Here is a 15,449-nt window from a genome sequence, read left to right as displayed (position 1 = left end):
GTCGGGAGGCGCTACTCCAGCACCCCAGCCCCGTCCATCTATGCGTTCAACTAGCAACACAAGGATCGATGATGGAATATCGGCAACTCGGCACTTCCGGGCTTCGCGTGCCTGCGCTCAGCTTCGGCACCGGCACCTTCGGCGGCAAGGGCCCGCTCTTCAGCGCCTGGGGACAAAGCGACGCCGCTGAAGCGCGCCGGCTGATCGACCTGTGCCTGGAGGCCGGTGTGACGCTGTTCGACACCGCCGACGTGTATTCGAGCGGCGCGTCCGAGGAGATATTGGGGCAGGCGATCCAGGGAAAACGCGACGCGGTGCTGATCTCTACCAAGACCGGCCTGCCGATGGGCGACGGACCGCAGGACTGGGGCGCATCGCGGGCCCGGCTGGTGCGGGCGGTCGAGGAGTCGCTGCGCCGCCTCGGCACCGACCACATCGACCTCCTGCAATTGCACGCCTTCGACGCATCGACCCCCACCGAAGAAGTCATGGGTACCCTTGCGACGCTGATCGCTGCGGGCAAGGTACGCTATGCGGGCGTCTCCAACTATCCGGGCTGGCAGCTGATGAAGGCGCAGGGGCTGGCCGATCGCCACGGCTGGCCACGCCTTGTTGCCCATCAGGTCTATTACTCGCTCATCGGCCGCGCCTATGAGGCGGACCTGATGCCGCTTGCGGCGGATCAAGGTGTGGGCGCACTGGTGTGGAGTCCCCTCGGCTGGGGCCGGCTGACCGGAAAGATCGGCCGCAACCGTCCGGCACCGGCGAGCAGCCGCCTGCACGAAACCGAGCAGTTCGCGCCGCCCGTCGAGACCGAGCATCTGTACCGGGTCATCGACGCCCTTGAGGCAATCGCGGCGGAAACCGGCAAGACCGTGCCGCAGATCGCGATCAACTGGCTGCTGCGACGTCCCACCGTCTCCTCCGTGATCATCGGCGCGCGGAACGAGGCGCAACTGCGCCAGAATCTCGGCGCGGTCGGCTGGACGTTGACGCTCGAGCAGGTCGCCGCCCTCGAAGCCGCGAGCGACCTACTGCCGCCCTATCCCCATGCCCCCTATCGTCAGCAGGAGGGTTTTGCCCGCCTTGCCCCGGCACTGGTCTGAGGGAGGCAATCATGAAGCTCAACCTTGGCCTCCTGTCGCTGGCGATCGGGGCGTTCGGCATCGGCGTGACCGAGTTCGCACCCATGGGGCTACTCCCGGTCATCGCCGAAGACCTCAACGCCTCCATTCCGGCCGCCGGGCTGCTCATCAGCGCCTATGCACTGGGCGTGGTGCTCGGCGCACCGCTGATGACGCTGACAACAGGGCGCGTCCCCCGACGCGCGCTGCTGATCGGGCTGGCCGGCATCTTCACGGTCGGCAATCTGCTGGCTGCGGTATCCGACACCTATTGGATGCTGCTGGCGGCCCGCGTGCTCACCTCGTTCAACCACGGCGCGTTCTTTGGTGTCGGGTCGGTCGTGGCAGCAAGCCTTGTGGCACCCGAGCGCCGCGCGAGTGCGGTGGCGGCAATGTTCATGGGATTGACCATCGCGAACGTCGTGGGCGTACCGCTTGCGACCTGGGCGGGCGAGCATCTGGGCTGGCGCGCCTCCTTCTGGGGCATCGCCGCGCTGGGTGTTGCGACCATGGTGGCGCTGCGGCTGACCCTGCCGCCCCTCCCCGCCCCGCATGCCGGCAGCGCGATGGCCGAACTGCGCGTGCTGACGCGAGGGCCGGTGCTGGGCGCGCTCGCGTTGACGGTGATCGGATCGAGCGCGATGTTCACCGTCTTCACCTATATCGCGCCGATCCTGCGCGAGGCGACGCAGGTGTCGGTCGGTTTCGTCACTGCGATGTTGGTGACCTATGGACTGGGCCTGACAGCCGGGAACTGGCTGGGCGGTCGCTTTGCGGACCGGTCGGTCGATCGGACGCTGGTCATCACCCTCGCCGCGCTGTCGGCGATACTCGTCGCCTTCGCCGCCTTGATGTCCCATGCCGGTCCGACCGCGGTGCTCATCTTCCTTTGGGGCGTGGCGAGCTTCGCGCTGGTGCCGCCGCTACAGGTGCGGGTGATGCGCGCCGCTGCCGACGCGCCGAACCTTGCCTCCGCGGTCAACATTGGCGCGTTCAACCTCGGCAACGCATTCGGGGCGGCGCTGGGTGGCGGCGTCATCGCGGCCGGGCTGGGCTACCCGCTGGTGTCGCTCGCAGGAGCGGCAACCTCCGCAATCGGGCTGATCGCGCTGCTGATCAACGGCCGCAGCCACGGAAGCGCACGCAAACTGCCGCAGGAAAGGACGGCGTAGCCCGGAGCCGCCGATCTGCCCCCTGATCGGCCGATCAAGCAGGTGCGTCATGGCGCCGTAACAACTTCTCTCCAACGGGGCTCCCGAGACGGGTGGAGAAAGCTTTGCGGCCGGCAGCGGTGGTTCATCGATCGCTGCCGACGCACTGGTACGAAGCAGAAGAAGACTGGTGCCGCATTTTGGGAGAGGCGGCGCATCGGCAGGTGAAACATCGCCGAGCACCATGACGATCGACATGAATTGCCTGCGATTTCTCCGGACTTCGGGGAACGCAGGCGTTTGCTGCGGACCAGCGGCAGCCCTCCACCCGGACAACTAGCAAAATGGGGGGCAAAGGTGCTTCAGAAATACGTTCGCTTTGAAAGGACTGCGCGTCTTCTGGTCGGGTCAGCGGCCGCTGCCTTGTTGTCCGTCCCAGCTTCTGCCCAGACGGCTCCGGGTGCGGATGCAGGCGACGAGGAAGCTGGTCAGGAAATCACCGTCACCGGCTACAGCCGCAGCCTTGAGGAAGCGATCGACATCAAGCGCAACACGATCGGCTTTTCGGATTCGATCGTCGCGACCGACATCGCCGATTTCCCGGAGCAGAACCTGTCCGAAGCGCTGCAGCGCGTTCCTGGCGTCACGATCGAACGCGAACGGGGCCTGGGCACTCGCGTGAACGTCCGCGGCCTGCCGACCGAGTTCACCTTCGTGTCGATCAACAAGCTGGCGACGGCGTCGGGCTCCGGCGGGCGCGACGTCGAGTTCGACATTTTCGCCTCCGAACTGATTCAGTCGGTGACGGTGCAGAAGTCGCCGACCGCAGCCGATGAGGAAGGCGGCATCGCCGGATCCGTCTACATCCGCACCGCCCGGCCGTTCGACAATCCCGGCCTTCGCCTCGTCGGCAGCGCCGAGGGCGCGTACAACTCGATCTCCGAGAAGATCGATCCGAACTTCTCGTTCCTGGCGAGCAACACCTTTGGCGATTTCGGCGTGCTGGTGTCGGTCGCCAAGCAGCAGCGCAGCAACCGCACCGATTCCAACTCCGGCATCAACTTCCGCCCGATCTCGCGCTGGACCGACAAGGCCGGCGCCAATCGCGATCAGGCGATCGCCGTGCTGGCGCGCGACGCCGGCGTGACCTTCACCGACGACATGAAGAACCGGATCGTGTTCCTGGATAAGGTCGGGGACCGCGTCTATCAGAACGACCAGGACCGGCTGGGGCTATCGGGTTCGATCCAGTATCAGCCCAGCGATCAGTTCAACCTCGTCTTCGACGCCTTTGCGGGCTCGTACGACACGGTCGAGGACGAATATGACGCCGCCGGCTATTCGGCATCCAGCAATTCGACGCTGGACACGATCCACGAGTTCGACGCGACCACGCTCGCCGACGACGGCATCATCGTGCTGCGCGACGTGTCCTACACCAACACCCAGCACGAGTTCCTGAGCAAGGAATACCGAAACAGCACCGACTATCGCCAGTTCGGCGGCGAGATGAACTGGCAGACCGGCGACTGGAAGATCAATGCGCTGGGCGGCTATTCGGGCGCCAAGAAGACGCTCGATTATGCCAACCTCAAGCATGTCGCCTATGCGCCGTCGCGCACCCGCTATACCGAGACCGGCGGCGAGACGATCCCGAGCGCCGATCCCGACACGATCGACATGTACAACGCACCGGAGAGCTATCTGTTCGAGGCGTATGAGACGACGCGCGAGCGGATCAAGGACGACAAATATGCGGCCCAGCTCGACATCAGCCGCGAGTTCCAGACCCCGTTCCTGAAGCGCTTCAACGTCGGCGCCCGCTACACCAATAAGACGAACGAGCGCGACTATGGCGAGGAGAAGATCCAGGGGCCGACGCGCGGCAGCACGGCCTATGTGAACAAGCGCACGCTGGCCGACAGCCCGCTGGAGTCGGTGACGGAGATCGTCGGGGGCAAGGGATATCAGGCGCGCGACCTGGACTGGGCGCAGGTCTCCAACGAATATGCCCGCGCGTTCTTCCGGCCGGATGGCTTCGTCACGCCGTTCGACGACGGCCAGTATTACAAGGTCCGCGAAGAGACGATCGCCGGCTATGCCATGGCCGATTTCGAGTTCGAGCTGGCGGTGCCGGTGTTCGTCAATGTGGGCGGGCGCTACCTGAAGACCACGGTGAAGTCGGAAGGCTTCCACCAGGTGCAGAACGCGGACGGGTCGACCGGCTACACCGACGCGCCGGTGTCGAGCGAGGGCAGCTACGAGAAGTTCCTGCCCGCGATCAACGCGCACGCAGAGCTGACCGACAGCCTGATCCTGCGCGCGGCCGCGTCGCAGACGCTGATCCGCCCGGCGCTGACCGATCTCGCGTACAAGCGGACCGCAAGCTGGAACAGCTTCCGATTCACCGACGGCAACCCGGATCTGCAGCCGACCTATGCCGACCAGTGGGAAGTCGGCGTCGAGAAGTATCTCGGCAGCGGCGGCATCTTGGCGGCGTCCTATTTCTGGAAGAAGATCAAGGGCGTCGTCCAGAGCGAGCTGACCGGCGTGGTCGAGGGCGTCACCAAGTACAACGCCAACGGCACGATCGACGGCGTGTACGACTTCGACGTCTATCAGCCGGTCAACGCCGAGGGTTCGTACAAGGTGAGCGGCGTCGAGCTGAACGCGGTCATCCCGTTCGGCATGTTCGTCGACTGGGCAGAGGGGTTCGGCGTCAACGCCAACGTCACCTTCCTGGACAGCTCGCTGACCGGCCAGTCGGATCTCGATATCGCGACCTCGCCAATCGGCCTTGCCGATAACACGTACAATGCCACCGTGTTCTATGAGCGCGGGCCGGTGTCGCTGCGCGTCTCGTACAATCACAAGGGCGCCTATGTGGAGCGCATCGAGCGCAACATGTATCCGGTGTACCGCGACGCCTATGGCCAGTTCGATGCGTCGGCCAGCTACCAGCTGACCCCGAACTTCCGCCTGGAGTTGCAGGGCATTAACATCGGCAACGCCAAGACCACCGGCTACACCATGGATCCATCCTTCCCGACCACCTACGAGTTCTCGGGAAGCCGCATCAGCCTGGGCGTGCGCGCGCAGTTCTGATCGATACGCTCCCTCGTCGCGGTGGCGGCGGGGGAGCGGCCATGCCTGCTCAGTTTCTTCCCCGGAGTACCCCCATCATGAAAACGCGCATCGTCGCCGCAGCGCTCGCTGCCCTCGCCAGCCAATCCGCCGTCGCCCAGGACGCAGCACCCGATCTGTCGCGCGCGGCGCGCGGGGACGTGCGTGAGCCCGGGGGTGCGCGGCGGCTGCCGGGCGACATGCGCGAGACCTATGCGAAGCTCCGCGCCGATGGCGTGGTGCGCAACGTCATCCTGCTGATCGGCGACGGCATGGGCGATTCCGAGATCACGGTCGCGCGCAACTATGCCGAAGGAGCTGGCGGCTATTTCAAGGGCATCGATGCGCTGCCCTTCACCGGCCAATACACCCATTATTCGCTCGACCGGCAGACGGGAAAACCGAACTACGTCACCGATAGCGCCGCGTCCGCCACCGCCTGGGCATCGGGGGTAAAGAGCTACAATGGCGCGATCGGGGTCGACATCCACGGCAAGCCCCACCAGACGCTGATCGAGCGCGCCAAGACGGCAGGCTATGCCACCGGCGACGTTTCCACCGCAGCGATCCAGGATGCCACGCCGGGCGCACAGATCGCGCACGTCCTCCAGCGCAACTGCTTCGCCCCGGCGGAAACCAGCAAGAGCTGCCCGCAGAACGCGCTGGAGAATGGCGGCGCGGGCTCGATTACCGAGCAGCTGCTCGACACGCGCGCCGACCTCGTGCTGGGCGGCGGCGCCGAGAGCTTCGAGGAGGCGGCAAAGGCCGGCAAGTGGAAGGGCAAGACGCTGTTCCAGCAGGCGCAGGCCCGCGGATTCCGCGTGGTGCGCACCGCCGCCGAGCTGGACGCGGTCACCCGCGCCGACGACAAGCAGCCGCTGATCGGCCTGTTCGCGCCGGGCAACATGCCGGTGCGCTGGACCGGACCCAAGGCGAGCTTCCACGGCAACCTCGACAAGCCGGCGGTCACCTGCCAGCCGAATGCCGCGCGCACCGCAACCACCCCGACGCTGGCGGCGATGACGCAAAAGGCGATCGCGCTGCTCAAGGACAAGCCCAAGGGCTTCTTCCTGCAGGTCGAGGGTGCCTCGATCGACAAGGAAGACCATGCCGCCAACCCCTGCGGTCAGATCGGCGAGACCGTCGACTTGGACGAGGCGGTGCAGGTCGCGCTGGAGTTCGCCAAGGCCGACCGCCACACGCTGGTGATCGTTACCGCCGACCATGCCCACACCAGCCAGATCGTCGGCAACGGCACGCGTGCGCCGGGCCTGACCGCCGCAATCAACACGCGCGAAGGTGGCGTGATGACGGTCAATTACGGCACTGCCGAGGAAGGCTCCCAGGGGCATACCGGCACCCAGCTGCGCATCGCCGCCTATGGCCCGCGTGCGGTGAACGTGAGCGGCCTGCTCGATCAGACCGACCTCCACTACATCATCCGCGACGCGCTAGGCTTGCGGTAAGGCTTCTCTGCCGGCCCGCGCGTCGCCGGTCGGCAGCGGAGGAGGCTGCCCCCGCGCGGCGGCACGCGGGCTCACCCAGACCGAACGGTCCTTTGCCCCCCTGCCCTCCTGTGCTGGGCACAATTCCGCACGCGCGTCGTTGTCGCTTCAGCAGCAGACGGGGCCGCAGTCGCACGCGCCTGGCTACGTCGCAGGACCGACTTCAACGAAAAGGGCAGTTCCGGGTGCGTGAAGTTGAATTGAAGCTCGACCTGACCGGGGCTGCCGCAGATGCTTTGGAAGCAGCCGGTATCCTGCCCCAGACCCCCAAGATCCGCCAGATGCGGGCGGTCTATCACGACACGCCCGAGCAGGACCTTGCGCAAGCCGGAGTCTCCTTGCGGATTCGCGCAGCAGGGGACGAGCGCATCCAGACCGTCAAAGCGGACGGTGCGGGAAACACGGGCCTGTTCGCACGATCCGAATGGGAGACGCCGGTCGACGGGGACGCGCCGATCCTGGACGACACCTCGCCGGTGAAGGCGTTGCTCGGAAACCGCATCCAGGCGATCACCCCGCAGTTCGCGGTCCATGTCGAACGCCGCGCCTGGGTCGTCACCCAAGAGGACGCCGAGATCGAGGTCGTGCTCGATCGCGGCGAGGTTCTCGGGGGGGATCGCCGGGATGCGATCTGCGAACTGGAACTGGAGCTGAAGGAGGGCGCGCCCGCCGCGCTGTTCGCCCTGGCCAGGAAGATCGACGACATCGTTCCCGTCCGGCTTGGCGTCCTCACCAAAGCGGAGCGCGGCTATCGTCTGGCGGAGCCCGTGCGCTCGGTCTTCAAGGCCGAGCCGGTCGCGCTGGATGCGGAGATGACCGCTGCTCAGGCCTTCCAGCATATCGCCCAGGCATGCCTGCGGCAGTTCCGGCTGAACGAGGCTGTCCTCCTCGCCGACCCCACTACGGAAGCGCTGCACCAGGCGCGTGTCGCGCTGCGCCGCCTTCGATCTGCCTTCTCGATCTTCAAGCCGCTGTTTTCCGTCGACTCCAGCGCCGACCCATTCCGTGAGGACCTGCGTTGGCTGGCGGGCGAACTGGGACATGCACGGGACCTGGACGTGCTCCTCGACCGCGCCCCCGCGGGAGCGTTGCACGACCGGATTCGAACGGCGCGCGAAGACGCCTATGCCCATGTGGATACTGCGCTCTGCTCAGGGCGCGTGCGCCGGCTCATGCTGGATCTGACGCAATGGCTCACCGATGGCCCCTGGCTGCTGGCCGCCAGCACGCAGGACCGTCGCAACGAACCGGTACGGGATTTCGCGGCCACGGCGCTGGAGCGCTTCCGGAAAGCGGTGAAGAAGCAGGGCCGCCATCTCGCGAAGATGGACGATGAAACCCGGCATGAGCTCCGCAAGAGTGCCAAGAAGCTGCGGTATGCGAGCGAGTTCTTCTCGGCCCTGTTTGAAGCGAGGCGCCGCCGCTATCAGAACTTCGTCGGGGCGCTCGAGGAGCTGCAGGACCAGCTTGGCGCCTTGAACGACCTCGCTACCGCCCCGGAGGTGATCTCAAGGCTGGGAATCGGGGACGATCCCGAAGCCGACGCACTCATGGGAAAGGGGAAGAGAAAGGCGCTGATCGGTGCCGCCGCAGAGGCATATGATGCGCTCGTGGATGCGAAACGCTTCTGGCTATAGGCAAGGAGAGCCGAGCGTTGCTTGCGTGACCTGAGAAGGTCCTCGGCATTACACTGCCTCCGGCACCTCGCAACCGGAGGCCTTTCTCGGCCGTCACAGCGGCTTTGCGCGTTCAGGTGCCTCTTCAACGCCGCACGAACGTAACTTTGGCGTAACAACCACGCCCTCCCCGCGCAACAATTCGCTCCCACAGGCACCTCGCCGACGCTGCCGCGCCGGAGGGGGAGATCTACGAGATGTCGCTACGCCAACGCCCGCTTCGGGCCACGCTGCCCTTTACCCTGCTTGCGCTCGGGTTGATCGAGCCCGCCCTTGCGCAGACCACCCCCGGGGAGACCGAGCCGGCCGCGACCGAAGCGGAGCCGGAGGAAATCGTCGTGACCGGCTCCTATGCGCGCAGCCTGGCCGCAGCCACGGAAACGAAGCGGCAGGCGCCCTTTGGCGTGGACTCGATCAACTCAACCGAGATCGGCAAATTCCCTGCTCAGAACGTCGCGGAGGCACTGCAACTGGTCTCCGGCGTCGCCATCACACGCCCGCGCGGAGAAGGACTGTACGTCACGGTGCGTGGCTTGGGACCGCAATTCCAGAACACGCTGCTGAACGGCCGCTCGATCGCGATCAACGACCTGATCGAGAATGGCGGCGCCAACGGCCGTCAGTTCCGGTTCGAGATGCTGCCGGCCGAACTCGTCGCTCAGATCGACGTGGTGAAGACCCCGACCGCCGACATGACGGAAGGCGCCCTGGGCGGAAACATCGACGTGAAGACCTTCCACCCGCTGGATATCGGGACCAAGACCACGCTCAACCTGCGGGGCACCTACACGACGCTGGCGGAGAAGGTGAAGCCGAACGCCACCGGCCTCACCAGCTTCACCACCGCCGACGAGACGTTCGGTGTCCTGATCGGCGGGCAATATTGGGGCAAGGAGGTCCGCAACGACCGCTGGTACCAGGCCGGTTGGAACCTCGACAAGTTCGTCGCAGACCTTGGCAGGGGCTATTACACCCCGACCCGAACCCGTCCGACCGTGGAGACCGAAGAGCGCAAGCGCCTCTCCGGCATCGTCTCGGCTCAGTGGCGGCCCACAGCCGAACTGGAGACGACGCTTGACGTGCTCGCGACCCGGCTCGACATCGCCTATGACGAATATGGCCTCGACATCTACCCGGACGATCCGGGCACCTCGATCGTGCCGGGTTCGGTCAAGCTCGATGGCAACACCGTGGTCGGGGCGACGATCAACAACGTACGCTTCATGGCCTCGCGCGAGTACAGCCTCAACCGTCACGACCTGATCACCGTCGGCCTCAAGCAGAACTGGCGGCCCGAGGGGTGGGACATCTCCGGCAACGTCAACTGGTCGTACGCGCACAGCTTCCACCCGAGCTATGCCGAAGGCACGGTGCGCAGCCGCGCGATGTTCCTCGCGCCGCTCACCTATGATGCGTCGGGCGGATACAAGGTGATCCCGACCTTCACCACGCCGGTCGATGTCACTGACCCTGCGAACTACGTCCTTTACCCGTTCAACATTGCGCCCAAGAATAGCAAGGATTGGGACACCTACGCGCGCCTGGACGTGGGTCGCGAGATGAGCGGCCTCCTGACCAAGATCGCAGTCGGCGGTGAATATCACTGGCGCAAGCGCGACTATCGACGCCGCGACTTCAACGTGACGCCGGCAGCCGGAACCCCGCTGACGAGCCTGCCGAACGGCTACGAGGCAATGCCCTTCGATAATTTCCTGAGCGGCGTGTCGGGCAACGCCCCACGCCATTGGGTCGTGCCGATCACCAGCGCCTTCTATGACGCCTTCTTCACCGATGCGGTGGCGAACGCGCCCCTCACCCCCGCCGACCAGCGCGCCTCCTATGTCGTCACCGAAGAGACCGCGAGCGGCTATGTCCGCGCCGATTACGGCTTTGTACTGGGCGGGATCGACGTCACCGGCAACCTGGGCGTGCGATACGTGCATACCGACCAAGTGGCGAGCGGCACGCTCACCATCGGCACCGCCCCGACGCCGGCAAGCTTCCCGCAAACCTTCAACAACTGGCTGCCGAGCTTCAACCTGCGCGCGGAACTCAGCCCGACCCTGGTGGGGCGCCTTGCGGCCAGTCGCGTGCTGACCCGGCCGAACGTCACCCAAAGCGCCCCGCAGATCAGCGTCTCCACCGACGCGCCGACTGCGAGCGGCGGCAACCCGGAACTGCAGCCGTTCCTCGCGACCCAGTTCGACGGGTCGCTGGAATGGTATTTCAGTCGCAAGGGCTCGCTCACCGGCGCGCTGTTCTACAAGGGGATGGACGATTACATCACCGCCCAGAACATCAACGTCGAGATCCCGGGACGCGGCACGGTGCTGCTGAGCACCCAGGTCAACGGAGGCGATGCTAAGGTCTATGGACTGGAAGCGGCCTACAACCAGGTGTTCGACTTCCTGCCCGCGCCGTTCGACGGCCTGGGGGTACAGGCCTCGTACACCCACACTTCCGTCGAGGCGAACTACACCGCCGGCGCCCGGCCCATCGAGGATCAGCTGATCGGTCTTTCGAAGAACAGCTTCAACATCGTCGGCTTCTATGACTACGGTCCCTTCTCCGCGCGACTTTCTTACGTGTGGCGGGACAAGTATCTCGCGGGCACCGGCAGCACGACCCAGGCTCCGACTTATGTCGATGCATTTGGATCGTTGGACGGAAACCTTTCGTACCGACTGAGCAAAAAGACGATGCTGAGCCTGGAAGCGATCAACATCGCTGGCGCAAAGCAATACAGCTACAATGACGATGAACTTCGTTATGGTGAGATCAACTATTGGGGCCGCACCATCTTGTTCGGCGTGCGGACGGAGTTCTGAGGGTGAAGGCACTCCTTCTTGCAGCCGCGGCACTGGTTGTCGGCGGCAGCGCGGCACCCCGCGCGATGAACGACGTTCAGACCGTGGGGTCGCACAACAGCTTCAAGGCGCGCATCCCTGCCGCAGTGATGGCGAAGATCCGGGCAATCGAGCCGAAGCTGGCGGACGGGCTCGATTATTATCACCTGCCACTCGCGCAGCAGCTCGACGCAGGCATCCGCCAGCTCGAACTCGACATCTTCGCCGACCCGCGGGGCGGGCGTTACGCAGACCCGAAGGGCGAAGCCTGGGCGCGTGCGGCGGGTGAGCGTACCGGTTTCGATCGCGGCGCAATGCTGAAGCCGGGTTTCAAGGTCTTCCATATCCCGGATGTGGATTATCTGAGCACCTGCCCGACGCTGGTGCGCTGCCTGAGTGAGGTCGATCGCTGGTCGCGCGCCCATCCCGATCACCTGCCGATCATGATCACGATCAACGCTGCGGACACACCCTCAGACAGGCCGGGGATCACCACCCCCCTGCCCCTCGACAATCCGGAGCTGCTCGACGCGCTCGATGCCGAAATAAGGTCGGTGCTGCCGGGCAGGCGGCTGATCACACCGGACGAGGTGCGCGGGGGTAGCGCGACCCTGCGCCAGGCAGTGCGCAGCCGCGGCTGGCCAGCGCTGTCGGCGGCGCGGGGCAGGATCTACGTGCTGCTCGATGTCCGTGCCGCCGTGTCCGAGCTGTACCGCTCCGGCCACCCCTCCCTCGCGGGCCGGGCGATGTTCGGCTGGTATCCGGATGACCAGCCCGAGTCCGCGATCCAGATCGTCCAGGACCCGCTGGTCGACGGCGACAGGATCCGCAACTGGGTCGCCGAGGGCGTCGTCGTCCGTACCCGCACCGATGCCAACACCGTCGAAGCGCGCAGGCGGGACTACAGCAAGGCCGACGCGGCCGTGGCAAGCGGCGCCCAAGCCGTTAGCACCGATTATTATCCTGGAGCGCCGAACCCGCTGCGCACGAACTTCACGGTTACGTTGCCGCAAGGTGCGATGGCGCGGTGCAACCCGGTGCGCGTGTCGCAGGGATGCTCACTGGTGCCCTAGCGGTAAGCAGGAAGGCGCAGCCCCTCATATCTGCCAGAAGTGTGCACCGTGGCGGCGGCTGAGCCGCTCCGGTCACAGAGGTGGCGCCAGGGCACGAGGGACGAGTCCCGGCCCTGGCAGCCAATCCTGCGCGCGGGGCCGTCTAGGAACCGGCGCCCACCTCCCCGCTGCCGATCAGATCGGCAGCAGGTCCTCGATCGCCTTCAGCAACTCTGCCCTGCTTGCCGCAGGCTTGGCGGGAATCTTGATCGTCACTCCCCCGCCCCGGCCCTTGGCATAGCGCAGGATCGCCTTTCCGCTCGGCCCGCAAACCTCCCTCTCGCCTGCCGCCTTCCGCGTCGGCTCCACGGTTGCGCGAACGAGCCGCTTTGCCACTTCCGGGCCGCTGAACCGCAAGCCGCCGGCACGTTCTTCCGTGATCCGCTTTGCTTCCCCCTGCATCAGCGTAAGCGCCCTGGGGTCGTTCGACAGCGGCTTGATGTCGCGCGCGATCCTGACGGTGATGTCGTGGGTGTCGGCGAAGGCGGTGACGATCTCGTCCGGAAGGCGCGCCACGTCTAGAAGGCGGCTAAGCCACGACCGCGAGAGCTTCAGATGCTCCGCCATTTGCGCCTGGGAGCCATCGTAGAACTCGGCGAGCGCGAGCGTATATTCCTTCGCCCGCTCCCAATCCGAGATGTCCTTGCGCGAACGGTTCTCGACGTCCGAGATCCGAAACGCCTCTTCATCGCTGACGCTCTGGATCGTGACGAGATAGTCGAATTCGGGGTGGTGGTGCGCCCGGAGCCATTGCACCGTCCACCAGCGCCGGACACCCGCGATGATCTCGAAGTCATGATCCGGATCATCCTTCAAGCGGCGGACGATTGCAGGAATGCGCTGTTTCTTAGCGGCAAGGAACGAGTCGATCAGATCGCGACACGTCTCTTCGCTCAGATGATCCAGATCGCGGTTGTGCAGCCTCCAGGGCCGGCACCGCGCCGGGTCGACCCACTCCGTGCGATCGGCGACGGTCTTCCCCGTCGCGATGCGGGCGAGCGTCTGGCTGCGGCTCGCGATGATGCCCTCCGACGGGCTCGACTTGTCCAGCTGGCTTTCGTCGTCGAGATTCTCGGTGAACATCGAGCCGAAGCCTCTATTTCCCTTAGCCATTCGGCTCGTTCCTTCCACCTTGCGCGGCCGGCACGCCGCGAGCTCCAGACCTTGGTTGCCACGTGGCAACATCCTCACCATAAGCTTTTCGGCCACCAGCAGCCGCACGCCCATCCGCGCTGGCGCTAAGCCGTAAGCTATTGTTTACATGCATAATTATATCCCGGTTGCCACGTGGCAACCACACGCCCGGCCATTGGCACAGTCCGAGAGGCGCGACGGCTACCTGCTACCGTTGCCACGTGGCAACGGCGCCTCAAAGCTGATCCCCCGCCCTACTTGCCCATGTTCGCAGAACATCCTGCTCGATGTCGCGGCACACCTCGTTCAGGTGCTTCATGCAGCGGTTATACACCTCATGGGAGGTGACCGGCTTCTCCAGTTCGAACACCGTCTTCATCCGGGAGCTGGCGTTGTCGATCTCGGCACTCGTCACCATGACCGACGACGACATCGATCCGCCGAACACCTGACGCATCATCGACAGCACCTCCCGGTGCATGGACTTGCTGTCGTCTACGCGGCTGCCGACGAGACGGATGAAGTTATAGGCCGGCCGCCCCCTGCCCGCGAGCTCTTCGAGCTGCTTCATGGTGGTCTTGGCCATGTCGATGAACGACACGGTCGATGCGAAGTCGACCAAGCTCGGCGGCACGGGAATGACCATGGCGTTCGCAGCCTGGAGCACTGCCATCGAGACCATGCCGAGGGCAGGGGGCGGGTCCATGATGACCACGTCATAGTCGTCCACGACCGTGTCGATCGCCTCGGCAATCAGATCGATGATCGCCAGGTTCTGATTTCGCGCCAGATACCCCGCAATCTCATACTCGAGGTTGTAGAGGCGCAGGTTGGCCGGGATGAGATCAAGGCCATGGAAGTGGGTCTTGCGGATGATTTTCCGGATCCCCAGCAGCTCCGGATTGTGGAAATGGCCATAGAGCGTGTCGTCCTCACCCAGATCCACGTCCGGGCGGTATCCGAACATCATCGTCGAGGACGCTTGGCTGTCGCAGTCGATGAAGAGGACCCGGTAGCCCCCGATCGCGAAATGCTGGGCGAGATGCAGCGCGATCGTCGACTTGCCCACACCGCCCTTGAAGTTGCAGACCGAGATGATCGCCGGCACGTCGCCAGGATCCCGCCAGGGGCGGGTGCCGAACACCTCGCGCATATGGTCCAGCTCTTCGAGCGTATATTGCACGCGGTGCCCGGAGGCGGTCCGGCCACGCTCCGGAAGACGCCCGTCCCGTTCGGCTTCGCGGATCGCGGATGCGGTTCTTCCCACCAGCTTGGCAGCCTTGGAGATGGGGAAAGTCGGGCCGCGCTTCTGCCCGGTTTCAGGGTCTATCGCACTGTCGCGGATCCGCTTCAGGATCGTGAGTGCCTTACGATGAAGGACCTCCAGTCCGCCCTCGATCAAGTCCTCATCCCGGACGTGTGCAGGTTCAATGGCCATTTCAATCCGCTTTTGAAGAGTGCGACCCGTCCGTAGCTTTCCTGGCAGTTTCGAGCAACGATCGGCCATCAAAGTTACAATTTGACCGATGATCTGCGAGCACATTCGACCGCGCCGTCCCCGTACCGGGCGGGAGGCGGGGTCCACGGGGGCTAGCAACCTCGGCAAGATGGCCGCTGGCGGAGGCCGGTCAGGCTAAACGGCGAGGTGAGATCACTAGCTCGGGGGCGTACCGATGATCTCGGTGCCAGACGATGATGTCGGTGCGAAGGGGCGATGATCTCGGTGCGATTCCACCGATGATCTCGGAGCGCCAACCTATAATAAGAAACCCTGTATC

At 65.1% G+C, this 15,449-nt stretch carries 9 protein-coding genes; 7 read left to right on the top strand and 2 right to left on the bottom strand.

Annotation, left to right across the window (positions count from 1 at the left end; genetic code table 11):
* The first annotated feature begins 71 nt into the window (after positions 1-71).
* The 7 genes from VPH46_RS10170 to VPH46_RS10140 all read left to right on the top strand — a co-directional run bounded on the left by VPH46_RS10170 (position 72) and on the right by VPH46_RS10140 (position 12,498).
* Positions 72-1,106 carry an aldo/keto reductase gene (locus VPH46_RS10170; RefSeq protein ID WP_416610941.1) on the top strand — a complete coding sequence of 345 codons (1,035 nt, stop codon included), beginning with the start codon at positions 72-74 and terminating at the stop codon, positions 1,104-1,106.
* 11 nt (positions 1,107-1,117) lie between these two features.
* On the top strand, positions 1,118-2,296 hold the full coding sequence (locus tag VPH46_RS10165; protein ID WP_416610939.1) for an MFS transporter: 1,179 nt from the start codon (positions 1,118-1,120) through the stop codon (positions 2,294-2,296).
* A gap of 402 nt (positions 2,297-2,698) precedes the next feature.
* On the top strand, positions 2,699-5,380 hold the full coding sequence (locus VPH46_RS10160) for a TonB-dependent receptor (RefSeq protein WP_416610937.1): 2,682 nt from the start codon (positions 2,699-2,701) through the stop codon (positions 5,378-5,380).
* A 77-nt stretch (positions 5,381-5,457) separates the two neighbouring features.
* Positions 5,458-6,864 (top strand): alkaline phosphatase, encoded by a 1,407-nt coding sequence (phoA, locus tag VPH46_RS10155; RefSeq protein WP_416610935.1) that lies wholly within the window; start codon positions 5,458-5,460, stop codon positions 6,862-6,864.
* Between the two features lie 239 nt (positions 6,865-7,103).
* The gene (locus VPH46_RS10150) at positions 7,104-8,540 is read left to right on the top strand and encodes a CHAD domain-containing protein (protein WP_416610933.1); all 1,437 of its coding nucleotides are present in this window, start codon (positions 7,104-7,106) and stop codon (positions 8,538-8,540) included.
* Between the two features lie 236 nt (positions 8,541-8,776).
* Positions 8,777-11,407: a TonB-dependent receptor gene (locus tag VPH46_RS10145; RefSeq protein ID WP_416610931.1), complete on the top strand. Its 2,631-nt coding sequence runs from the start codon at positions 8,777-8,779 to the stop codon at positions 11,405-11,407.
* Positions 11,408-11,409: 2 nt separating this feature from the next.
* Positions 11,410-12,498: a Ca2+-dependent phosphoinositide-specific phospholipase C gene (locus tag VPH46_RS10140; protein ID WP_416610929.1), complete on the top strand. Its 1,089-nt coding sequence runs from the start codon at positions 11,410-11,412 to the stop codon at positions 12,496-12,498.
* Positions 12,499-12,672: 174 nt separating this feature from the next.
* Here the strand turns inward: VPH46_RS10140 and VPH46_RS10135 are convergent, their stop codons facing one another.
* The gene (locus tag VPH46_RS10135; RefSeq protein ID WP_416611042.1) at positions 12,673-13,650 is read right to left on the bottom strand and encodes a ParB/RepB/Spo0J family partition protein; all 978 of its coding nucleotides are present in this window, start codon (positions 13,648-13,650) and stop codon (positions 12,673-12,675) included.
* Between the two features lie 256 nt (positions 13,651-13,906).
* On the bottom strand, positions 13,907-15,109 hold the full coding sequence (locus VPH46_RS10130) for an AAA family ATPase (protein WP_416610927.1): 1,203 nt from the start codon (positions 15,107-15,109) through the stop codon (positions 13,907-13,909).
* Positions 15,110-15,449: the final 340 nt, after the last annotated feature.

The sequence above is a fragment of the Sphingomonas sp. MJ1 (PH-R8) genome (genome assembly GCF_048058635.1).
GTDB lineage: Bacteria > Pseudomonadota > Alphaproteobacteria > Sphingomonadales > Sphingomonadaceae > Sphingomonas.
The sequence above is the reverse complement of the archived record's forward strand: the minus strand, read 5'-3'. Positions and strand labels throughout refer to the sequence as shown.